Annotated in this window: 21 protein-coding genes; 15 read left to right on the forward strand and 6 right to left on the reverse strand. The window is 72.6% G+C overall.

All coding sequences use genetic code 11. The features are described 5' to 3' along the window. Nucleotides 1-12 precede the first annotated feature (12 nt). Nucleotides 13-399, reverse strand: a complete 387-nt coding sequence (locus N5875_RS31275) for a DUF1844 domain-containing protein (protein WP_318206869.1) — start codon at nt 397-399, stop codon at nt 13-15. A 286-nt stretch (nt 400-685) separates the two neighbouring features. On the opposite strand from N5875_RS31275, the gene infC reads away from it, so the two are divergent. The 10 genes from infC to N5875_RS31325 all read left to right on the forward strand — a co-directional run bounded on the left by infC (nt 686) and on the right by N5875_RS31325 (nt 12,054). Continuing rightward, a complete protein-coding gene (gene infC / locus N5875_RS31280) occupies nt 686-1,435 on the forward strand; it encodes a translation initiation factor IF-3 (protein WP_318206868.1) in 750 nt (249 codons plus the stop codon). A gap of 124 nt (nt 1,436-1,559) precedes the next feature. After that, nucleotides 1,560-1,754, forward strand: coding sequence for a 50S ribosomal protein L35 (gene rpmI / locus N5875_RS31285; protein ID WP_030316087.1), 195 nt, complete (start codon nt 1,560-1,562; stop codon nt 1,752-1,754). A 107-nt stretch (nt 1,755-1,861) separates the two neighbouring features. Continuing rightward, entirely contained in the window at nt 1,862-2,248 is a 387-nt protein-coding gene (rplT, locus tag N5875_RS31290; RefSeq protein WP_015032398.1) for a 50S ribosomal protein L20, read from the forward strand. Nucleotides 2,249-2,496: 248 nt separating this feature from the next. Beyond that, on the forward strand, nt 2,497-3,336 hold the full coding sequence (locus N5875_RS31295) for an RNA methyltransferase (protein WP_030316091.1): 840 nt from the start codon (nt 2,497-2,499) through the stop codon (nt 3,334-3,336). A gap of 81 nt (nt 3,337-3,417) precedes the next feature. Beyond that, on the forward strand, nt 3,418-4,587 hold the full coding sequence (locus tag N5875_RS31300; protein ID WP_318206867.1) for an ATP-binding protein: 1,170 nt from the start codon (nt 3,418-3,420) through the stop codon (nt 4,585-4,587). A 177-nt stretch (nt 4,588-4,764) separates the two neighbouring features. Further along, the gene (pheS, locus tag N5875_RS31305) at nt 4,765-5,892 is read left to right on the forward strand and encodes a phenylalanine--tRNA ligase subunit alpha (RefSeq protein ID WP_189832412.1); all 1,128 of its coding nucleotides are present in this window, start codon (nt 4,765-4,767) and stop codon (nt 5,890-5,892) included. Next, nucleotides 5,892-8,420 carry a phenylalanine--tRNA ligase subunit beta gene (pheT, locus tag N5875_RS31310; RefSeq protein WP_318206866.1) on the forward strand — a complete coding sequence of 843 codons (2,529 nt, stop codon included), beginning with the start codon at nt 5,892-5,894 and terminating at the stop codon, nt 8,418-8,420. The genes pheS and pheT overlap by 1 nt, the downstream gene beginning before the upstream one ends. Nucleotides 8,421-8,705: 285 nt before the next feature. Beyond that, nucleotides 8,706-9,773: a PP2C family protein-serine/threonine phosphatase gene (locus tag N5875_RS31315; protein ID WP_338497542.1), complete on the forward strand. Its 1,068-nt coding sequence runs from the start codon at nt 8,706-8,708 to the stop codon at nt 9,771-9,773. Between the two features lie 347 nt (nt 9,774-10,120). After that, the gene (locus N5875_RS31320; RefSeq protein WP_318206864.1) at nt 10,121-11,461 is read left to right on the forward strand and encodes a transcriptional regulator; all 1,341 of its coding nucleotides are present in this window, start codon (nt 10,121-10,123) and stop codon (nt 11,459-11,461) included. Between the two features lie 62 nt (nt 11,462-11,523). Continuing rightward, nucleotides 11,524-12,054 carry an NUDIX domain-containing protein gene (locus tag N5875_RS31325; protein ID WP_318206863.1) on the forward strand — a complete coding sequence of 177 codons (531 nt, stop codon included), beginning with the start codon at nt 11,524-11,526 and terminating at the stop codon, nt 12,052-12,054. Nucleotides 12,055-12,120: 66 nt separating this feature from the next. On the opposite strand, the gene N5875_RS31330 is transcribed toward N5875_RS31325, so the two are convergent. Beyond that, nucleotides 12,121-12,981 (reverse strand): 3-hydroxybutyryl-CoA dehydrogenase, encoded by an 861-nt coding sequence (locus N5875_RS31330; protein WP_318206862.1) that lies wholly within the window; start codon nt 12,979-12,981, stop codon nt 12,121-12,123. Between the two features lie 197 nt (nt 12,982-13,178). Here N5875_RS31330 and N5875_RS31335 point away from each other — a divergent pair, with 197 nt between their 5' ends. Continuing rightward, a complete protein-coding gene (locus N5875_RS31335) occupies nt 13,179-14,447 on the forward strand; it encodes a family 10 glycosylhydrolase (RefSeq protein ID WP_338497545.1) in 1,269 nt (422 codons plus the stop codon). Nucleotides 14,448-14,451: 4 nt separating this feature from the next. Here N5875_RS31335 and N5875_RS31340 read toward each other — a convergent pair whose 3' ends face one another. Further along, nucleotides 14,452-14,655: a DUF1918 domain-containing protein gene (locus tag N5875_RS31340; RefSeq protein ID WP_338499321.1), complete on the reverse strand. Its 204-nt coding sequence runs from the start codon at nt 14,653-14,655 to the stop codon at nt 14,452-14,454. Nucleotides 14,656-14,766: 111 nt separating this feature from the next. Further along, nucleotides 14,767-15,852: a DMT family transporter gene (locus N5875_RS31345; RefSeq protein WP_318206860.1), complete on the reverse strand. Its 1,086-nt coding sequence runs from the start codon at nt 15,850-15,852 to the stop codon at nt 14,767-14,769. On the opposite strand from N5875_RS31345, the gene N5875_RS31350 reads away from it, so the two are divergent. The 4 genes from N5875_RS31350 (at nt 15,851) to N5875_RS31365 (ending at nt 19,735) form a co-directional block, all read left to right on the forward strand. Continuing rightward, complete coding sequence (locus N5875_RS31350) at nt 15,851-17,287, forward strand: PLP-dependent aminotransferase family protein (protein ID WP_338497547.1); 1,437 nt, start codon at nt 15,851-15,853, stop codon at nt 17,285-17,287. The two genes, N5875_RS31345 and N5875_RS31350, sit on opposite strands and share 2 nt — an antisense overlap. A gap of 111 nt (nt 17,288-17,398) precedes the next feature. Continuing rightward, complete coding sequence (locus tag N5875_RS31355) at nt 17,399-17,851, forward strand: GNAT family N-acetyltransferase (RefSeq protein ID WP_318206858.1); 453 nt, start codon at nt 17,399-17,401, stop codon at nt 17,849-17,851. A gap of 69 nt (nt 17,852-17,920) precedes the next feature. Beyond that, nucleotides 17,921-18,496, forward strand: coding sequence for a histidine phosphatase family protein (locus N5875_RS31360; RefSeq protein WP_318206857.1), 576 nt, complete (start codon nt 17,921-17,923; stop codon nt 18,494-18,496). Between the two features lie 75 nt (nt 18,497-18,571). Beyond that, entirely contained in the window at nt 18,572-19,735 is a 1,164-nt protein-coding gene (locus tag N5875_RS31365; RefSeq protein WP_318206856.1) for a methyltransferase, read from the forward strand. Nucleotides 19,736-19,838: 103 nt separating this feature from the next. Here the strand turns inward: N5875_RS31365 and N5875_RS31370 are convergent, their stop codons facing one another. Beyond that, nucleotides 19,839-20,243: a VOC family protein gene (locus N5875_RS31370; protein WP_318206855.1), complete on the reverse strand. Its 405-nt coding sequence runs from the start codon at nt 20,241-20,243 to the stop codon at nt 19,839-19,841. Between the two features lie 100 nt (nt 20,244-20,343). Further along, a complete protein-coding gene (locus N5875_RS31375) occupies nt 20,344-21,939 on the reverse strand; it encodes an ABC-F family ATP-binding cassette domain-containing protein (protein ID WP_338497550.1) in 1,596 nt (531 codons plus the stop codon). Nucleotides 21,940-21,967 lie beyond the last annotated feature (28 nt).

The following is a 21,967-nucleotide window of genomic DNA, read 5'->3' on the forward strand; positions in this document are numbered from 1 at the left end:
CCCGACCACGTCCTAGCCGTACACCGGCCCCGTGTACTTCTCGCCCGGACCCTGGCCCGGCTCGTCCGGGATCAGGGACGCTTCGCGGAAGGCGAGCTGGAGGGACTTCAGGCCGTCCCGCAGGGGAGCCGCGTGGAAGGACGAGACCTCCGTCGCGCCGGCGTCGAGCAGGCCCGCGAGGGCGTGCACCAGCTTGCGGGCCTCGTCGAGGTCCTTGTACTTGTCGCCCTCCTCGGTGAGTCCGAGCTTCACCGCGGCGGCGCTCATCAGGTTGACGGCGACGGTCACGATCACCTCGACCGCGGGGACCTCCGCGATGTCGCGGGTCATGGCGTCGAAGTCGGGGGCATCGGCGGTGTCGGGGGAGTCCGGGGACTCGTTCTGGGGCGTCTCGCTCATGCCTCATACGATATGCCGGTCCTTGGTTCGCGGAGACCGCCGGGTCCTGCTAACCTTGTGTAACGACCGGCCGGACACGTGTGTGCCCGGCCCACAAGTGGAGGCTCCGAACTCCCACCTGACCACCCTCGCGGGTGGCGGGTCACCGGTCAGGTGGCGCCCATCGTTCCGTACGGACGATGGAGCCGCCCGATGTGCGCCCCGCGGTTGACCGCGGCGGTGTTCCGGTATTTCCCTGGAGCCCCGCCTGTGTCCCGTCCGGGGCGTTTTTCATGTGCCGGCTCGGTTGGTCTCACAGAAACAGACGTGCGCGTCCGTCCGCCAGGCGGTCGCGTGGTGCTACCGAGGAGGATCCATCAGCGCCGAGCCCCGCATCAACGACAGGATTCGCGTTCCCGAGGTGCGACTTGTCGGACCCAGCGGCGAGCAGGTCGGGATTGTTCCGCTTGCCAAGGCCCTGGAGCTCGCACAGGAGTACGACCTCGACCTGGTCGAGGTGGCGGCGAACGCCCGTCCGCCCGTGTGCAAGCTCATGGACTACGGGAAGTTCAAGTACGAGTCGGCCATGAAGGCCCGTGAGGCGCGCAAGAACCAGGCGCACACGGTCATCAAGGAGATGAAGCTCCGGCCGAAGATCGACCCGCACGACTACGACACCAAGAAGGGTCACGTCGTCCGGTTCCTCAAGCAGGGTGACAAGGTCAAGATCACGATCATGTTCCGTGGTCGTGAGCAGTCCCGTCCCGAGCTTGGTTTCCGGCTGCTGCAGCGGCTGGCGTCGGACGTCGAGGAGCTTGGCTTCATCGAGTCCAACCCGAAGCAGGACGGCCGGAACATGATCATGGTTCTCGGCCCGCACAAGAAGAAGACCGAGGCCATGGCCGAGGCGCGTGAGGCCCAGGCCGCACGCAAGGCCGAGCGCCAGGGCGTCACCTCCGAGGAGACGTCCGAGGCTCCGGCCGCAGAGACCGAGGCTGCTGAGGCTCCGGTCGTCGAGGTCGAGGCGGAAGCCCCGGCCGAGACCCCCGAGGCGTGACCCGCGGGGCTGCCAACCAGGCAGCCCCGGGCCCCGCCCGGAACCACCGAACGAAGAATTGACGCTCCCGGATCTCCGGTGCCCGCACCGGTGGGGAGCGCCACTGACGAGGAGATACGGCGCGATGCCGAAGAACAAGACGCACTCCGGTGCCAAGAAGCGCTTCAAGGTCACCGGCACCGGCAAGATCCTGCGCGAGCGCGCCGGCAAGCGCCACCTGCTCGAGCACAAGTCGTCCAAGCTGACGCGTCGCCTCACCGGCAACGCCGAGATGGCCCCGGGTGACGCCGCCAAGATCAAGAAGATGCTGGGCATCTGAGTTTGATCTCCCGCTCTCGGCGACGAGAGCTTCCGGCCAAGACCGGGAACCATCCGTTTTTCGGGTCGTGTGAGGACCACCACGACCCCGCTACAAGGAGTTAACAAGTGGCACGCGTCAAGCGGGCAGTCAACGCCCACAAGAAGCGCCGGGCGATCCTCGAGGCGGCCTCCGGCTACCGCGGTCAGCGTTCGCGCCTGTACCGCAAGGCCAAGGAGCAGGTCACCCACTCGCTGGTCTACAACTACAACGACCGCAAGAAGCGCAAGGGCGACTTCCGTCAGCTGTGGATCCAGCGCATCAACGCGGCTGCCCGTCTGAACGGCATGACGTACAACCGCCTCATCCAGGGTCTGAAGGCCGCCAACATCGAGGTGGACCGCAAGATCCTCGCCGAGCTGGCCGTCAACGACGCCAACGCGTTCGCCGCGCTGGTCGAGGTCGCGCAGAAGGCTCTGCCGGCCGACGTCAACGCCCCGAAGGCCGCCGCCTGATCTTCCAGGCCGCAGTACCTCTGCCCGGACCCGCAGGCGCGCACGCGTCTGCGGGTCCGGGTGCGTCTGCCCCCTGAAGGGTGTTCGGTGGAGGTGGGCCGCCCAGGCCCGACCGCCGCCGGCCCCGAAGCCCCGGCCCCCGGACCCGAAGCCAGAAGTCCCGGACCCGAAGCCCCGGCCCGGCTCCCGAAGCCAGAAGTCCCGGACCCCGAAGCCACCCGGCACCGAAGAGAGAACCGCCTCACCTCATGGTCACCCCCGAGCTGATCTCCCCGCGTTCCCCGCGCGTCGTCGCCGCCCGGCGGCTCGCCAAGCGCAACTTCCGGGGCAAGGACCGCCTCTTCATCGCCGAGGGCCCGCAGGCCGTCCGTGAGGCCGTCGAGCACCGCGGCTCCACCGGAGAGCCCACGCTCGTCGAGCTCTTCACCACCGTCGAGGCCGCCGAGCGGTACAGCGCCATCATCGAGGCCGCACTCGCCGCCGGGGCCCGCGTCCACCACGCCTCCGACGCCGTCCTCGCCGAGGTCTCCCAGACCGTCACCCCGCAGGGGCTCGTGGGTGTCTGCCGGTTCCTCGACTCGCCGTTCGAGGAGATCGTCGCGGCCCGCCCCAAGCTGGTCGCCGTCCTCGCCCACGTACGGGACCCCGGGAACGCCGGCACGGTGCTGCGCTGCGCCGACGCGGCCGGCGCCGACGCGGTCGTCCTCACCGACGCCTCCGTCGACCTGTACAACCCCAAGTCCGTCCGCGCCTCCGTCGGGTCCCTCTTCCATCTGCCGGTCGCCGTCGGCGTCCCCGTCGAGCAGGCCGTCGCCGGGCTGAAGAGCGCGGGCGTACGGATCCTCGCCGCCGACGGGGCCGGTCAGGACGACCTCGACGCCGAGCTGGACGCGGGCACCATGGGCGGGCCCACCGCCTGGATCTTCGGCAACGAGGCCTGGGGGCTGCCCGAGGAGACCCGGGCCCTCGCCGACGCCGTCGTCCGCGTCCCGATCCACGGCAAGGCCGAGAGCCTCAACCTCGCGACGGCTGCCGCGGTCTGCCTGTACGCCTCCGCCCGCGCCCAGCGCCCCCGAACCTCCGCCTGAGGGGTCCATTCCGCCCTCCCCGCCCAGTAGAGTGACGCACTCGGGGGCCCACTGCGCTACACGGAGGGGTGGGGAACGGGGATGACGGTCGGCACGGACAGTCCCGCACAGGCACGGAGCACCGCGCCGCACGCCCAGGAACCACCGGAACAGGTGGCCGCACCGGGCGCCCGGGAGCAGGCCGGCACCGACGGGTTCGCCGGTGTGCTTCCCGACGACCTGCCCGACGGGCTCGTCGTCGCCGACGAGACCGGCCGGGTCGTCACCTTCAACGCCGCCGCCGGCCGTATCACCGCGGTCCCCGCCGACAAGGCCCTCGGCCTCCCCCTCGACCAGGCACTGCCGCTCGAAGACCTCAAGGGACGCCGCTGGTGGGCCCTGACCGACCCGTACGGCGGCCTCGCCACCCGCCGCGGCCAGCCCGAGCGCAATCTGCTGCTGCCCGGCGGCCGTGAGGTCCTCGTCTCCGCCCGCTACGTCCGCGAGCACCCCACCGGACCGGTCCGCCGGGTCGTGGTCTGCCTGCGCGGCACCGAGGCGCGCCGCCGCACCGAGCGCAGCCACGCCGAGCTCATCGCCACCGTCGCCCACGAGCTGCGCTCCCCGCTCACCTCCGTCAAGGGCTTCACCGCCACCCTCCTCGGCAAGTGGGAGCGGTTCAACGACGAGCAGAAGCGGCTCATGCTGGAGACCGTCGACGCCGACGCGGGCCGCATCAAGCGGCTCATCGCCGAACTCCTCGACATCTCCCGGATCGACTCCGGCCGGCTCGAAGTGCGGCGCCAGCCCGTCGACATCGCCGCCGCCATCGGCCGGCACGTCCAGGTGCACATCACCGGCGGCCAGTCCCCGGACCGGTTCTTCGTCCGGATCATGCCCGGGCTGCCCGCCCTCTGGGCCGACCCCGACAAGATCGACCAGATCCTCGGGAACCTCCTCGAAAATGCGGTGCGCCACGGCGACGGAACGGTCACCATCGAGGTGGCACCCGCCAGGACGTGCGCCGACGGAGAAGAGGGGACAGAGGTCACCGTGAGCGACGAGGGCCCCGGCATCCCCGAGGAGTCGATGAGCCGCGTCTTCACCCGCTTCTGGCGGGGCAGCAAGCGCGGCGGCACCGGGCTCGGCCTCTATATCGTCAAGGGCGTCGTCGAGGCCCACGGCGGAACCATCACCGTCGGCAGGGGCCCCCGAGGCGGGGCCGAGTTCCGATTTATGCTGCCCGTCGGCACCCCGGCCCATCTCGCCTGACGAGATCCAGTACGAAGTCCGACCGGATCGGACAGGATCGGACGAGATCGAAAGCCGCCCGGGCCGCCCACGGGCTCATTCGCATCCCCCCACCCCGTTAGACTCGTCCTTTGGCACGTTTGCGCCCTTGACGTCGAGCGGGGCCGCCCAGCCAAGCCAACGGAAGCACGGGAAGAGATGTCCGCACCCAATAAGTCGTACGACCCGGTTGAGGTCGAGGCACTGAAACCGGAAGAGATCGAGCGCATGCGGGACGAGGCGCTCGCCGCCTTCGCCGCCGCGGGCGACCTCGACGCGCTCGCGCACGCGAAGACGGCGCACACCGGTGGCACCTCGCCGCTGGCGCTCGCCAACCGGGAGATCGGTGCCCTGCCCCCGCAGGCCAAGGCCGCCGCCGGAAAGATCGTGGGCCAGGCCCGCGGCATCGTCTCCAAGGCGCTCGCCGCCCGCCAGACGGAGCTGGAGGCCGAGCGCGACGCCCGCGTCCTCGTCGAGGAGGCCGTCGACGTCACCCTGCCGTACGACCGCGTCCCGGCCGGCGCCCGGCACCCGCTGACCACGCTCATGGAGCGCGTCTCCGACGTGTTCGTCTCCATGGGGTACGAGGTCGCCGAGGGTCCCGAGGTCGAGGCGGAGTGGTTCAACTTCGACGCCCTCAACTTCGTACCGGACCACCCGGCGCGCCAGATGCAGGACACCTTCTTCGTCGAAGGTCCGGAAGGCACCACCGGCGACGAGTCCGGTGTCGTGCTCCGCACGCACACCTCGCCGGTCCAGGCCCGCACGCTCATCGACCGGGAGCCCCCGGTCTACGTCGTGTGCCCCGGCCGCGTCTACCGCACCGACGAGCTCGACGCCACGCACACCCCGGTCTTCCACCAGATCGAGCTGCTCGCCGTCGACGAGGGCCTGACCATGGCCGACCTCAAGGGCACCCTGGACCACATGGTCCAGGCGCTCTTCGGCCCGGACATGAAGACCCGGCTGCGCCCGAACTTCTTCCCCTTCACCGAGCCGTCCGCCGAGATGGACATGCTCTGCTACGTGTGCCGCGGCGAGTCCGTCGGCAACCCGGACCGCCCCTGCCGCACCTGCGGCAGCGAGGGCTGGATCGAGCTGGGCGGCTGCGGCATGGTCAACCCGAAGGTGCTCGTCGCCTGCGGTGTGGACCCCGAGAAGTACAGCGGATTCGCCTTCGGGTTCGGCATCGAGCGGATGCTGATGTTCCGCCACAACGTCGACGACATGCGAAACATGGTCGAGGGTGACGTCCGGTTCACCCGGCCGTTCGGGATGGAGATCTGATGCGGGTCCCGCTTTCTTGGCTGCGGGAGTACGTCGACCTGCCGGCGACGGAGACCGGCCGCGACGTCCAGGCCAAGCTCATTTCGGCAGGCCTCGAGGTCGAGACCGTCGAGCAGCTCGGCGCCGGCCTGACCGGCCCGCTGGTGGTCGGCAAGGTCCTCACCATCGAGGAGCTGACGGAGTTCAAGAAGCCCATCCGCTTCTGCACCGTCGACGTCGGCCAGGCCAACGGCACCGGCGAGCCCCAGGAGATCATCTGTGGCGCCCGGAACTTCGCCGCCGGCGACAAGGTCGTCGTTGCCCTGCCCGGCGCCGTGCTCCCCGGTGACTTCCGGATCGCCGAGCGCAAGACGTACGGCCGGGTCTCCCGGGGCATGATCTGCTCCGGCGACGAGCTCGGCATGGGCGACGACGGCACCCACGGCATCATCGTGCTGCCGCCGGAGCTCGAGATCGGCATCGACGCCACGAAGCTCCTGGAGCTGTACGACGAGGTCCTCGACATCGCCGTCACCCCGGACCGCGGCTACTGCCTCTCGATGCGCGGTGTCGCCCGCGAGACCGCCATCGCGTACGGCCTGCCGCTGCGCGACCCGGCGCTGCTCGATGTGCCCGCGCCCAACTCGTACGGCTACCCGGTCCGGGTCACCGACCCGATCGGCTGCGACCGCTTCACCGCCCGTACGGTCGTCGGCCTCGACCCCGAGGCCCGCAGCCCCATCTGGCTGCGGCGCCGCCTGCAGAAGGTCGGCATGCGCCCGATCTCGCTCGCCGTCGACATCACCAACTACGTGATGATCGAGCTCGGCCAGCCGCTGCACGCCTACGACCGCACCCGGATCGACGGCCCCATCGGCGTCCGCCGCGCCGCCGAGGGCGAGAAGATCACCACGCTCGACGGCGCCAAGCGCGTCCTCGACTCGGGTGACCTGGTCATCATCGACAACCGCGGCCCCATCGGGATCGCGGGCGTCATGGGCGGCGCCGACACGGAGATCGCCGACCCGGTGACCGACCCGGAGACCGGCATCGTCACCGGCACCACCGAGGTCGTCATCGAGGCCGCGCACTTCGACGCGATCTCGATCGCCCGCACGGCCCGCCGGCACAAGCTGTCCTCCGAGGCGTCCAAGCGCTTCGAGCGCGGCGTCGACCCGCAGGCCGCCGCCGCCGCGGCGCAGCGCACGGTCGACCTGCTCGTGCTCCTCGCGGGGGGCACGGCCGAGGCCGGCGTCACCGAGATCGCCGCCCCCTCCGCGCCGCACTCCATCACCATGCCGGCGAACCACCCCGACAAGGTCGCGGGTGTCGCCTACGGCCGCGAGATCGTCGTCCGCCGCCTCCAGGAGGTCGGCTGCGACGTCTACGGCCAGGACGAGCTCGTCGTCACCGTCCCGTCGTGGCGTCCCGACCTCTACGTGCCGAACGACCTCGCCGAAGAGGTCATCCGTCTGGAGGGCTACGAGAACCTGCCCTCCACGCTGCCGAAGCCCCCGGCCGGCCGCGGGCTCACCGAGCGCCAGCGCGTCCACCGCCGCGTGGGCCGCGCCCTGGCCGGCGCCGGCTACGTCGAGGCGCTGAACTACCCGTTCATCGGGGAGCAGGCCCTCGACAACCTCGGCCTCGACGCGGACGACGCCCGTCGTCGGCTCGTGAAGCTGGTCAACCCGCTCTCGGACGAGGAGCCCGCGCTCCGTACGACGCTGCTGCCGGGCCTGCTCGGCGCGCTGCGCCGGAACGACAGCCGCGGCAGCCACGACCTGGCGCTCTTCGAGACCGGTCTGGTCTTCCGGCCGGAGGGACAGCCGGGCGTCGCCGCCCGGCTGCCCGTCGACCGCCGCCCCACCGACGAGGAGATCGCCTCGGTCAACGCCGTGCTGCCCGCGCAGCCGCGCCGCGCCGCCGTCGTGCTCGCCGGTGCGCGCGAGCAGGCCGGCTGGTGGGGCAAGGGCCGTCCGTCCGACTGGGCGGACGCGGTCGAGGCCGGCCGGACCGTGGCCGCCGAGGCCGGGGTCGAGCTGATCATCAGCGCCGACCAGCACGCCCCGTGGCACCCGGGCCGCTGCGCCGCGTTCCACGTCGAGGTGGACGGCGAGAAGGTCCTCGTCGGCCACGCAGGCGAGCTCCACCCGCGCGTGGTCAAGGCCTTCGGCCTGCCGGCCCGCACCTGCGCGATGGAGATCGACCTGGACCGCCTGGAGAAGGCGAACGAGGGCCCCGTGAAGGCACCCCGTATCTCCTCCTTCCCGGTGGCCACCCAGGACGTCGCCCTGGTCGTCGCGGGCAACGTCCCGGCCGCCGAGGTCGAGGCCGCCCTCACCGAGGGCGCGGGTGAACTCCTCGAGTCCATCCGGCTGTTCGACGTCTACACCGGCGACCAGCTCGGCGAGGGAACCAAGTCCCTGGCGTACGCCCTGAAGTTCCGCGCCGAGGACCGCACGCTCACGGTCGACGAGGCCACCGCGGCCCGCGACGCGGCCGTGGCCCTGGCGTCCGAGCGCACGGGCGCGGTGCTGCGCGGCGCCTGACGCCCGAGCACGACAGCGGGAGGGCCGCCCCGGGGATTCCCCGGGGCGGCCCTCCGCCGTTTCCGGAGCCCGAAGTGCCGCACAGGGGAGCGGGACGCGTCCGCGTGTGCGCGTGGCGGAGGGCTGGCGGAGGGCGGCGCGCCTACGGCGCTCACTCCTTCGGGTGAGATCGTCGCAGGGTGTTCCGTGGTGGGGTGCCCGGTCGGCAGAATCGACGCGGCCGCAGGGGCGGACCTGTGTGCAGCAGGGCCTTCGGGCGCTGTCGGGGCTCGGGAAGGGCCGTGCATGATCCGTACGAGGTCGTTGGTCTCCGATGGCTCCCGGCTCCGCCGGCTGGCCCCGCTCGCTCTTCCCACCGTGTGGGGTGCGGTGGCCGTGGCGTGGAAGTTCGGCTGTCCGCTGGCCCGGCAGCCCGGACTGCCGATGAGGATCGCCACGAGTGTCGTCTTTCTCACCGTCGGCATCGGTCTGGTGCTCGGTCTGCGGCGCGGGCTCGCACGGGAGTTGGCGCTCGTTCGGGCCGTCGCCGTCGCCACCCAGCAGGTGCTGCTGCGGCCGCCGCCCGCCCGTCTCGACGGACTGTCGCTGGCGGCCGGGCAGTTGTCGGCCTCCCGGGGCGCGTCCGTCGGGGGCGACCTGTACGAGGCGGTCGCCACCCCGTACGGAATCCGGATCGTCATCGGGGACGTCAGGGGGCACGGTCTCGCCGCCCTGGGCGCGGTGGTCGCCGTGCTCGGGAGTTTTCGTGAGGCCGCGCATGACGAGGCCGAGCTCGGCGGGGTGCTGCGGCGACTTGAGCGGGCCCTGGAGCGGCATCTGCGGGAGCGGGCGCGGGACGAGCACCCGGCGCGGGCCGGGACGGCGCCCGAGCATCCGGCGGCGGAGGAGTTCGTGACCCTGCTGTTGCTGGAGGTCCGGCCCGACGGGCGGCTTTCCGTGCTCAACTACGGCCACCCCGGGCCGTACCGCCTCGGGCGCACGGTGGAGCGGCTTCCCGTCGGCGACCCGCTGCCCCCGCTCGGGGTCCTGCCGCTGCCCACCGTCCTCGCGCCGTACACCGCGGCCCGGTTGACGCCCGGTGAGACGCTCGTCCTGCACACCGACGGGGCCGAGGAGGCCCGTGACCACCGGGGCCGGTTCTTCGCGCTCGACACCGTGCTGGCCGGGATGTGCGGTGCGGCGCCCGAAGCGCTCGTCCGCGAGGTCCACACCGCTCTGCTGCACCACACGGGCGGGCGGCTCACCGACGACGTCGCCCTCCTCGTCGTACGCAACGACCGTGTCCGGGTGCCGGCGCAGCCCGCCGAACCCGGGCTGCGCCGCCCCCGGCCCGCCCCCTCCACCCACTGTTGAGCGGAGGGGGCCGGGGCCGGCGTCGCCCGCCCCGCCACGGAGTGTCGGGCAGATCGGCGGGGCGGGCGACACGGACCGGGCGGCCGCACTGATTGAGGGGGAGCCGGCGGCCCGGTCATCGCCTTGCGGCGAGAAGCACAGTCAAGCGGTACGGGGACGAGCACGGCAGAGTACGCGGACCGGAAGAACGAGTACTTCATTCACACCCCGTGCGAAACCGTCCACGTCGTGTTGACCCGAAGGGCGTCCTCCGCGCAGGTTCGTCCCGTACGAATTCGGCCACCGCTACGCTGAGTTCACCGCGCTCGAGCCGAGCGGCCCGCGCGACCGGAGCGACCGGAGCGGTCATGCAGCCCAATACCTTGCTCGACGCCCTGCTCGACGAAGCGGGCGTCTCTAACGCCGGCCTCGCCGCCCATGTGAACCGGGCCGGCCGGACCAGGGGCCTCACCCTGCGCTACGAACACACCGCCGTGGCCCGCTGGTTGAAGGGCCAGCGGCCGCGCGGACAGGTGCCGGACCTGATCTGCGAGGTGCTCGCCGCCCGGCTGCACCGGCAGGTGACCCTGGACGACATCGGCTTCGGCGTGCCCGACGGGCCCGTGCTCGCGGTCGGTTCGCCGCTCTCCGGGTTCGTGGAGCGCGCGGCCGCCCTGTGGCGGTCCGACGAGCAGCAGCGGCCGCACATAGTCGCCGCGCCCGCCGTGACGGGCACACCGGCCGTGATGCCCGTATGGGAGTGGGAGAACCCGCCGGAGGACGTGGACGTCTCCCGGATCGGCCGCACGACGGTCTCCGCCGCCGACATCACCGTGCTGAGCGCCGCCCGGACCCACTACGAGCAGATGTACCGCAAGACCGGGGGCGTCGCGACCCGCGCCCGGATCGTCGGCTTCCTCACCGCCGAGACGGCGCCGCTGCTGCGGGGCTCGTACAGCGACGCCCTCGGCCGTCGGCTGCACCGCGCCACCGGCGGACTCGTCGCGGTGGCCGGTATCTGCGCCTACGACGCCGACGCGCACGGTCTCGCCCAGCGCTACTTCCACCAGGCGCTGCGGCTCGCGAAGGCGAGCGGGGACCGGGGGCTCGGCGCCTATGTGATCGCGCTCCTCGTCAACCAGTCGCTGTTCATGGGGGAGTACCGGCAGGCGGTGGCGTTCGCGGAGGCGGCGCTGCGGGCGGCCGGGCGGCAGATCACTCCGGCGCTCGCCGCCGATCTGACGGCGATGCAGGCGAAGGCGTACGCGCATCTGGGCGACGGGGCGGCCGCGTTGGCCTGCATCCGGCGGGCCGAGGCCGCGGCCGAGCGGATCAGCCCGGGGGACGAGCCGGCCGAGACGGGTTACGTCCAGCCGGGGCTCGTCAACGTCCAGGTCGCCGAGGCCCTGCTCAGTCTGGGTGATCTCACCGCGGCCCATGAGCACGCGTCGATGGCGGTGGGGGCGCCCTCGCACGACCGGGGCCGGGTGCACCGGCTCGCCATGCTGTGTCAGATCGAGCTGCGCCAGGGGGAGGCGGACGGGGCGGCGCGGACGGCCGTGGAGATGACCGAGCGTGCGCGGGGGATGGAGTCGCGGCGGCTGCGCGACCGGCTGCGCCAGGTGCGGGAGCATCTTCTCGCCAGCGGCGGAGGCGATGCCCGGGAGGCGGCGGCGCTCATTGACGGGGCGCTGCGCGTTCCCCTGTGAGCCGCAAGCTGCTGCGATATTGCCACCAAACAAGCACCGACCAGTCGGAAGGTGGCAAGAACGTGCAGTGGACGAAACTGAGCGAACGCTCTGTCTATGAGAATCGCTGGTTCCAGGTGAACCTCGCGGACGTCGAACTCCCGGACGGCCGCCACCTCGACCACTATCTGATCCGGCTCCGTCCGGTCGCCGTCGCGACAGCCGTCAGCGAGGCCGACGAAGTCCTGATGCTCTGGCGCCATCGTTTCATCACCGACAGCTGGGGCTGGGAGCTGGCCGCAGGAGTCGTCGAGGACGGAGAGGAGATCGAAGCCGCCGCCGCCCGTGAGATGGAGGAGGAGACCGGCTGGCGGCCGGGGCCGCTGCGCCATCTCCTCACCGTCGAGCCGTCCAACGGCCTCACCGACGCCCGTCACCACCTCTACTGGGCGGAGACGGCCACCTACACCGGACCGCCCGAGGACGCCTTCGAGTCCTCACGGCGGGCCTGGGTACCGCTGAAACAGGTCCCCGACATGATCGCCCGGGGCGAGGTCCCGGCCGCGAACATGGCCGCCGGGCTGCTGATGCTCCACCATCTGCGCCTGGGCTGAGCAGCGCGGAAATGCCGGACGGCCCGTACCTGTGCGTGTGTACGGGCCGTCCGGTGCCTGGGGGGATCAGGGGTACGGGTAGAAGCCCGAGCCCGTCTTGCGGCCGAGCCGGCCCGCGTCCACCATGCGCTGGAGCAGCGGGGGAGCGGCGTACAGCGGCTCCTTGAACTCGGCGTACATCGAGTCGGCGATCGAGGCGATCGTGTCGAGGCCGATCAGGTCGGAGAGCTTCAGCGGGCCCATCGGGTGGGCGCAGCCGAACTCCATGCCGTTGTCGATGTCGTCGCGGCTCGCGATGCCCGACTCGAACATCCGGATCGCGGACAGCAGGTACGGCACGAGCAGCGCGTTGACCACGAAGCCCGAGCGGTCCTGCGCGCGGATCGCGTGCTTGCCGAGGGTCTTCTCCGCGAAGGCCTGGGCCCGGCTGATGGTGCCCTCGGAGGTGGTGAGGGCCGGGATCAGCTCGACGAGCTTCTGCACCGGGGCCGGGTTGAAGAAGTGGATGCCGATGACCTGGTCGGGGCGGGAGGTCGCCACGGCCAGCTTCACCAGCGGGATCGAGGACGTGTTCGAGGCCAGGATGGCGTCCGGGCGGGTCATCACCTGGTCGAGGACCTGGAAGATCTCGGTCTTGACCTGCTCGTTCTCCACGACCGCCTCGATGACGAGGTCGCGGTCGGCGAACTCGCCCAGGTCGGTGGTGAAGCTGAGGCGGGCGAGCGTCGCGTCCCGCTCCTCCTCGCTGATCTTGCCGCGTTCGGCGGCCTTCGCCAGCGAGTTGTAGAGCCGTGTGCGGCCGATCTCCAGCGCCTCGCCGGTGGTCTCGGCGACCCTCACCTCAAGGCCGCTCCGGGCACACACCTCTGCGATGCCCGCGCCCATCTGGCCGCAGCCCACCACTCCGACGCGCTCAATGTCGGCCATGGAGTCCGTCACCTCGTGCCTTTCGCTCTTCTCTGACGGCGGGGGCCCGTGCGATTCCGGTGCGTCCGCCTCGACCCCACGACGTTACCGCTCATTAACCGATGATCGATCGTCCGGGGCGGGCATGCTGTCCCGGTGGGTGTGACGTATCCGACACAGGAGGGGTACAAGTGCGGCCTATCGGCAGAAGAGACCTCGTGACGGGAGCGGCCGCCGGGGCGGCGCTGGCCGTGACGGGCGGAGGCGTGGCGGCGGGCGCCGCAGCGGGAACGGGCGCGCGAGCGGCTGCCGGGACGGCCGCCGCCGCCGCGCCGGAGGGGCCCGCGGCGCCGGTCGCCCGCTCCGCGTTCCGCGGTGTGTGGATCGCCACGGTCTTCAACCGCGACTGGCCCTCCCGTACCGGGCTGACAGCGGAGGCGCAGCGTGCCGAGCTCCTCGCCCACCTGGACACCGCCGTCGAGCGCCGGCTCAACACGGTGGTCCTCCAGGTCCGGCCGGCCGCCGACGCGCTCTGGCCCTCGCCGTACGAACCGTGGACGGAGGTCCTCACCGGGACGCAGGGCCGCGACCCCGGCTGGGACCCGCTGGGCACGGCCGTGGAGGAGGCCCATGCGCGGGGGCTCGAACTGCACGCCTGGTTCAACCCGTACCGCGTGGCCCATCACCCGGACCCGGCCCGGCTCGTCGCCGACCATCCGGCCCGGCTCCACCCCGAGTGGGTGCTGCCGTACGGCGGGAAGCTGTACTACAACCCGGGGCTGCCCGAGGTCCGGCGGTTCACCCAGGACGCGATGCTGGACGCGCTGCGGCGCTACGACGTCGACGCCGTGCACTGGGACGACTACTTCTATCCGTACCCGGTGGCCGGGGAGGTCTTCGCCGACGACGAGACGTACGCGCGGTACGGCGGGGACTTCCCCGACAAGGCGTCCTGGCGGCGGAACAACACCGACCTGCTGGTCTCGGAGATGGCGGCCCGGATCAAGGCCGTCAAGCCGCACGTGCCCTTCGGTGTGAGCCCCTTCGGGGTCTGGCGGAACATCGCCCAGGACCCGGAGGGCTCGGACACCGGGGCCGGGCTCGGCACCTACGACGACCTGTACGCCGACACCCGGAAGTGGATCCGGGAGGGCTGGATCGACTACGTCGTGCCGCAGCTGTACTGGCACATCGGTCTGCCCACCGCCGACTACGCCACGCTGCTGCGCTGGTGGGACGCGGTGGTACGGGGCACCGGCGTCGATCTCTACATCGGCGAGGCGCTCTACAAGGCGGGCGATCCCGCCCAGCCCACGGCGTGGCAGGACCCCGAGGAGCTCTCACGCCATCTGGAACTCGCCGCCACCGCTCCGGCGGTCGGCGGGCACTGCTTCTTCGCCGCGAAAGAGGTCGCGGCGGATCCGATCGGGGCGATGGCCACCGTGGTGGCCGATCACTACCCGACCAGAGTCCGTCCGCCGCGGTGACGGCTCAGCGCGCCCCCGCCTCCGGACGGTGGCGTACGACGGTGTCGGGGCCCGGAGACATCAGGGCCTCGTGGCCGTCGTCGTCGAACTTGACGCGGTACGGGGGCGTGCCGTTCTCCCCCAGTACCTGAAGTACCTCGGCCGTACGGTCGTGGTGACCGACGGTCCGTCCGTGCACCAGCAGTTTGTCGCCCACGTTCGCCTGCATCGGGGTGACCTCCTCGCGACCGGGCTTGTCCTGTTCGGGGCCTACGTCTGCCATTGTGGACCGGTTCACCCCGATCCGTCGCGCCGGTCCTGCTCCCGGCCCGCCGCCGGCTCAGCTCTTCGCCCGCTGCGTCACCGCGATGCAGACGAGCACGGCCACCGCCGCGAGCGGGGCGGCGAGCGGCAGGGTCTCGCCGAGCAGCACGACCGACCAGACCAGGGTGAGGAGCGGCTGCGCGAGCTGGAGCTGGCTGGCCTTGGGGATGCCGATCGAGGCCATGCCCCGGTACCAGACGTACAGACCGAAGAAGGTCGAACCGGCCGCGACCCACACCAGGCCGATGACGCCGTGGGCGTTGAGATGGACCGGCTCCACGGAGAGCGCCACGGCCGAGCCGACGGCCATCAGCGGCAGGCAGAGGATCAGGGCCCAGCCGACGACGTGCCAGCCCGGCATGAGCCGTGCGAGACGGCCGCCCTCGGTGTAGCCGGCCGCGCACACGAGGAGCGCGCCGAACAGGTAGAGGTCGCCCCGCGACACGGCCCCGCCGCTCTGCTGGACCGTGAAGGCGAGCACGACGACCGCGCCCGACACGGCGGCGAACCAGAAGGTACGGGACGGCCGGCGCTTGGTCCGCAGCGCGGCGAAGGCCGCCGTGGTGAGCGGCAGCAGGCCGACGACCACGGCGGCGTGCGAGGTGGTGGAGGTCTGCAGGGCCAGGGTCGTCAGGAGCGGGAAGCCGATGACGACACCGCCGGCGACCACGGCGAGGCCCGCCCAGTGCCGGCGCTCCGGCAGCGGAACCCGGCCGACCAGGAGGAACACGCCCGCGATGAGGGCGGCGAGCGTGGAGCGCACGGCCACGAGCGACCAGGGGCCGAAGCTCTCCAGGCCCCAGACGGTCGACGGGAACGTGAGCGAGAAGGCGACCACACCGAGGGCCGAGAGCAGGGTGCCGCGGGGGAGCGGGTCGATACGGCTGTCGCTCGTGCCGGAAGGGGCGCCGAGGGCGGCCGCCGTCGAGCCGCCGCCGGTGCGTGAGGCGCTTCCGGTGCGGGCGGCCCCGTCGTGAGCGGCGGCCCTTCCGGTGCGGGTGGCTCCGTCGTGAGCGGCGGCCCCTCCGGGGCCCGCGGCGCTTTCGTCCGCCGTGGTGACCGCTATCGTCCTGGGGGCAGTAGCGCTATCCTGTGCTCTCATGAGTGAGCGTAGCAGTGTCGCAGAACTGGCGCATTCGTTGAGATCTGAGCTGAACCGCTACTCACCTGGTGGAAAGCTCCCGTCGAGTCGCGCCCTCGTCGAGCGCTACCGGGTCTCCCCGGTGACCGTCACCCGGGCCCTCGCGCAGCTCGCCGCCGAGGGGCTCGTCGTCACCCGCCCCGGCGCCGGCGCCTTCCGCGCCGAGCCCCGTACCGCCACCCCCGCCACGGGCGACACCTCCTGGCAGGAGGTCGCCCTCAGCGCCGACACCGCCACCGAACTCGTCCCCCGGGCCGTCGACGCCTCCGGTGTCCTCGTCACCCTCGCCGCCCCGCCACCCGGCGTGATCGAATTCAACGGCGGCTACCTCCACCCCTCCCTCCAGCCGGAGCGGGCCCTCGCCGCCGCCCTCGCCCGCGCCGGACGCCGACCCGGCGCCTGGGGGCGGCCGCCCACCGACGGCCTGCCCGAGCTGCGCGAGTGGTTCGCCCGGGAGATCGGCGGCAGCATCACCGCCGCCGACCTCCTCATCACCGCCGGCGGTCAGTCCGCCATCACCACCGCCCTGCGCGCCCTCGCCCCGCCCGGCACCCCCGTCCTCGTCGAGTCGCCGACCTACCCGGGCATGCTCGCCGTCGCCCGCGCCGCAGGGCTGCGCCCCGTCCCCGTCCCCGCCGACGCCGACGGGGTCCGTCCCGAGCTCCTCGAAGCCGCGTTCCGCGCCACCGGCGCCCGCGTCTTCGTCTGCCAGCCGCTCTTCCAGAACCCGACCGGGGCGGTCCTCGGCCCCGAGCGGCGCCGCGAGGTGCTCCGTATCGCCCGCGCCGCCGGAGCCTTCGTCGTCGAGGACGACTTCGCCCGCCGGCTCGCCCACGACGACGCGCCGCCGCTCCCCGCTCCGCTCGCCGCCGAGGACCCCGACGGCGTCGTCGTCCACGTCTGCTCCCTCACCAAGGCCACCTCGCCGAGCCTGCGGGTCGGCGCCCTCGCCGCCCGCGGCCCCGTCCTGGAACGCCTCCGCGCCATCCAGGTCGTCGACAGCTTCTTCGTCCCCCGGCCGCTCCAGGAGGCCGCGCTCGAACTCGTCGGCTCGCCCGCCTGGCACCGGCACCTGCGGGCCGTCGCCCAGGAACTCAAGAGCCGTCGGGACCTGCTGAGCGGAGCCCTCGCCCACCGGCTGCCCACGTTCGGCCTGCCGCACATCCCGTACGGCGGCTACCACCTCTGGCTCCGGCTCCCCGACGGCGTCCCGGAGGCGGAGCTGCTCGCCGCGGCCCTGCGGGCCGGTGTCGCCGCGGCTCCCGGCCGCCCGTACTTCTGCGCCGAACCCCCCGCCGGGCACATCCGGCTGAGTTTCGCGGGTGTCGCGGGCCCCACGGAGATCGCGGAGGGCGTGCGCCGCCTGCGGACGGCGGTCGACGAGCTCACCGCCTGAGCGCCGACGGAGGGCCGCGCGGGGGAGCCGTTGGGCGCCCGCGCGGCCCGGGCACCCCCGGCCCGGGCAAATTCACCTGACAAGCCCAGGTGTCACTGGAACGCTTCGGACATGAGCGACACCACCGCCACGGACACCCCCGTCATGCACGGGGCGTACGAGATCTCAGCCGACCCCGCCCGGATCGACGCCACCCGGGTGCACCACTGGCTGTCCACGGACTCCTACTGGGCACACGGCCGACCTCGGGAGAAGCAGGACCGGGCCATCGCGGGCTCGCTCAACCTCGGTGCCTACGACCGGGAGACCGGCGAGATGGCCGCCTACGCGCGCGTCGTCACCGACTACGCCACCTTCGCCTGGCTCTGCGACGTCTACGTCGACCGCCCGGCCCGCGGCACCGGCCTCGGCACGGCGCTCGTCGCCGCCGTCCGCGACCACCTCGCGCCGTACGGACTGCGCCGCATCATGCTCGCCACCGCCGACGCGCACGGCGTGTACGAGAAGGTGGGTTTCACGCCACTGCAGAATCCGGACAAGTGGATGGCTCTCGGGCAGCAGTGAACCGGAGCCCCTCCGGCCCCGGGGAATGACCCCTTGACCTGCGGAGCCTTCGGCCTCACGATCGCGCCCATGAGTCTTAGGGTGACGCTCGTCACGGCGGCACGCAGCTCCTCCCTGCTCGCCGAACGCTTCGACGACGACCGGCCACTGGACGAGGCCGGGTGGTACGAGGTGCAGCAGGCCGCGCCCGCGCTCATCCCGCTCGGCGCGGCCGAACTGCGCTACTGCTCCCCGACCCCGCGCAGCCGCGCCACCGGCACCGCCCTCGGCTACGCCCCCCTCGCCCAGCCCGCGCTCCGCGACTGCGACATGGGCCGCTGGCGCGGCCTGACCCTCGCCGAGGTCGCCGCCCTCGAACCGGCCGCCGTCGACGCCTGGCTCACCGACGCCCGCGCCGCCCCGCACGGCGGCGAACCCCTCCTCGCCTTCATCACCCGGATAGGGAACTGGCTCGACACCCGCCCCGCCGACGACGGCGAGATCGTCGCCGTCGCCGAACCCTCCGTCGTACGGGCCGCCCTCGTGTACGCCCTGAAGGCGCCGCCCGCCACGTATTGGAACGTCGACGTGCGCCCCCTCTCCACCGTCACCCTCACCGGCCGCCCCGGCCTCTGGCACCTCCAGCTCGACGCGGCCCTGCGCTGAACGAAGCCGACGCGGCCGCCGGCGAACACGTCGCGGGGGGAGAGACCGCCCCCGACCGGCTAGCCTGAGAGCACGATGAACCGTTTGACCACGTCATGGGGCGCCTTCACGCTGACCCGCCATCCCGAGGACCCGCGCGACCAGCTGCGCGCCTGGGACGCGTCCGACGAGTACCTCCTGGGCCATCTGGCCGAGGAGGGCACCGACCTGTCCGGCACCGTCGCCGTCCTCGGCGACCGCTGGGGAGCCCTCGTCACCGCACTCCAGGCCGCCGGCCCCGGGGAACTCGTCCAGATCTCCGACTCGTACCTCGGCCGGCAGGCCACCCGGGCCAACCTCGCGCGCGCCGGGGCCGCCCCGGACGCCGTCCGGCTCCTCACCACCCAGGACCCGCCGCCCGAGCGGATCGACGTCCTCCTCGTCCGCGTCCCCAAGAGCCTCGCGCTCCTGGAGGACCAGCTGCACCGGCTCGCACCCGCCGTGCACGAGGGCACCGTGGTCGTCGGCACCGGCATGGTCAAGGAGATCCACACCTCCACCCTGCGGCTCTTCGAGCGGATCCTCGGCCCCACCCGGACCTCGCTCGCGGTGAAGAAGGCGCGGCTGATCCACACCACGCCCGACCCGGCCGTCAGCCCGCGCCCGAACCCCTGGCCACACCGTTACGACCTTCCGGCCGACACCCCCGCACCCGGGCTGCCCGGTCTGACCGTCACCAACCACGCCGGGGTCTTCTGTGCCGACCGCCTCGACATCGGCACCCGCTTCCTCCTCGCGAACCTGCCCGGTGACATCGGCCGGGTCCGCGTCGCCGACCTCGGCTGCGGAAACGGCGTGGTCGGCCTCGCCATCGCGCTGCACGAGCCCCACGCGGAACTGATCTTCACCGACGAGTCGTACCAGGCGGTCGCCTCGGCCGAGGAGAACTTCCGTACGCACATGGGCGAGGGGCGCAAGGCCGAGTTCCTCGTCGGCGACGGGCTCGCGGACGTGCCCGACGGCTCGGTGGACCTCGTCCTCAACAACCCGCCGTTCCACAGCCACCAGGCCACCACCGACCGCACGGCCCGCCGGATGTTCACCGACGCGCGACGCGCGCTGCGGCCGGGCGGCGAACTGTGGGTCATCGGCAACCGTCACCTCGGCTACCACGTCACGCTCCGCCGGATCTTCGGCAACAGCGAACTGGTCGCGAGCGACGCCAAGTTCGTGGTCCTCCGCGCGGTGCGGCAGGCCTAGGGGGCGTCCGCCGGGGAAGCGGCCGAAAGGCCCCCGGCCCCCGGCGGAACCCCATGAAGAGGGGCGCGGCCTACCGGCCGCGCCCCTCTTCATCGCCTCTCCGTCATGCGCCCCAGCTGCGCGAGCACAGGACGAGCTGATAGCCGTCGGGGTCCTCGACGGTCACGCCGAACTCGTCCCAGTACGGGTTGTGCGCGGCCACCCGCGTGCCGCCGGCGGCGAGCAGCCGCTCCACCTGAGCCTCCTCCACGGGCGCCCCGAGATAGACCACGAACAGGTCCTCGACGGTCGGGGCCGGTTCCACGGGGCGCTCGGGGTCACGGGTCAGCTCGAAGTGCCAACCACCGCCCTTGGGACCGACCATGAGCAGGTCGTGGTGGCCGGACACCCGCTCGGTGGTCCGCCACTGCACCTCGAGCCCGAGCCCGTCGACGTAGAACCGCTCGGCGGCGGCCAGATCCCGCGAGGGGCGGGCGACCCTTATGTGGGTCCGCGCATCGATGATCATGTCGCCAGACTAGGCGACGCCGGAGCCGTCCAGCCGTCCAGCCGTCCAGCCGTCCAGTCGTCCGGCCATCCAGCCGTCCGGCCGTCTGGCCAGCAGGCCGTCAGGCGAGGCTCACGAGCCCTCGATACTCCTCGCTCCACAGGTCCTCGTCCGCGTCCGGCAGCAGCAGGACCCGTTCGGGGCGCAGTGCGTCGAGTGCCTCCTCGTCGTGCGTGACCATCACGATCGCGCCCGGGTACGTACCCAGGGCGGCCAGGACCTCGTCGCGGGAGGCGGGGTCCAGGTTGTTCGTGGGCTCGTCGAGGAGCAGGACGTTCGCACCCGAGTGCACGAGCGCGGCCAGCGCGAGACGGGTCTTCTCGCCGCCGGAGAGCACCCCGGCCGGCTTGTCCGCGTCGTCGCCCCGGAACAGGAACGCGCCCAGGACCGCCCGTACCTCACCGTCCGTCAGCTGCGGAGCCGCGGCGGCGAGGTTCTCCCGGACCGTACGGCCCTGATCGAGCGTGTCGTGCTCCTGGGCGAAGTAGCCCAGCCGCAGCCCGTGCCCGTGCACGACCCGCCCGGTGTCGGGGACCTCCTGACCGGCGAGGATCCGCAACAGGGTCGTCTTTCCCGCCCCGTTGAGACCGAGTACGACGAGCCGGCTGCCCCGGTCCACCGCGAGGTCCACCCCGTCGAGCACCGGGCGCGCCCCGTACGCCTTGGTGAGCGCGACCGCGCCGAGCGGCATCCTGCCGCAGGGCGCGGGCTCGGGCAGCCGGATGCGGGCGACGCGCTCGGCCTGCCGTGCCGGGTCGAGCCCGGCGAGCATCCGGTCGGCCCGGCGCGCCATGCTGCGGGCCGTCGTCGCCGTCGCCACCCGGGACTTGATGCGGTCGGCCTGCGCGTGCAGCGCCGCCGCCTTGCGCTCGGCGTTGGCGCGCTCGCGCACCCGGCGCCGCTCGTCGGTCTCCCGCTGGGCGAGGTACGCCTGCCAGCCGGTGTTGTGGACGTCGAGCGCGGCGCGTCCCGGGTCGAGGTGGAAGACCCGGTTGACGGTGTCGGCGAGGAGCCGTACGTCATGGCTGATCAGTACCAGGCCGCCGCGGTGGGCGGCGAGGTGGCCGCGCAGCCAGCCGATCGAGTCGGCGTCCAGGTGGTTGGTCGGCTCGTCGAGCAGCAGGGTGTCGTCCCGGCCGTGCCCGGCGAAGAGGATCCTGGCCAGCTCCACCCGGCGCTTCTGGCCGCCGGACAGCCGGCCGACGGGCCGGTCCATGACCTCGGCGGGCAGGCCGAGCCCGGCGGCGACTCGGGCGGCCTCCGCCTCGGCCGCGTAGCCGCCGCCCGCCTCGAAGGCGGACTCGGCCCGGTCGTAGGCGGCGAGCGCCCGCGCGTCGGGTGCCTCGCCGAGCCGGCGGGCGGCCTCCGCGAGCCGCCGGACCGCCCGGTCGAGGCCCCGCGCGGACAGGATCCGGTCGGTGACGGTCACGGTGGGGTCGGCGGCCCGTGAGTCCTGGGCGAGATGACCGACGGTGCCGGTACGGGTGACGGTGCCGGCGGCGGGGGCGCGCAGCCCGGCGAACGTGTCGAGCAGGGTGGTCTTGCCGGCTCCGTTGCGGCCGAAGCCGATCCTGTCGCCGGGGGCGACGTGGCAGGAGACGCCGGACAGCAGGAGCCGGGCGCCGACGCGCACGTCGGCACCACGAACGGTGATCATGTGGTAACGCTCCGAAAGGGCTTGAGGA

The organism is Streptomyces sp. SJL17-4 (genome assembly GCF_036826855.1).
GTDB lineage: Bacteria > Actinomycetota > Actinomycetes > Streptomycetales > Streptomycetaceae > Streptomyces.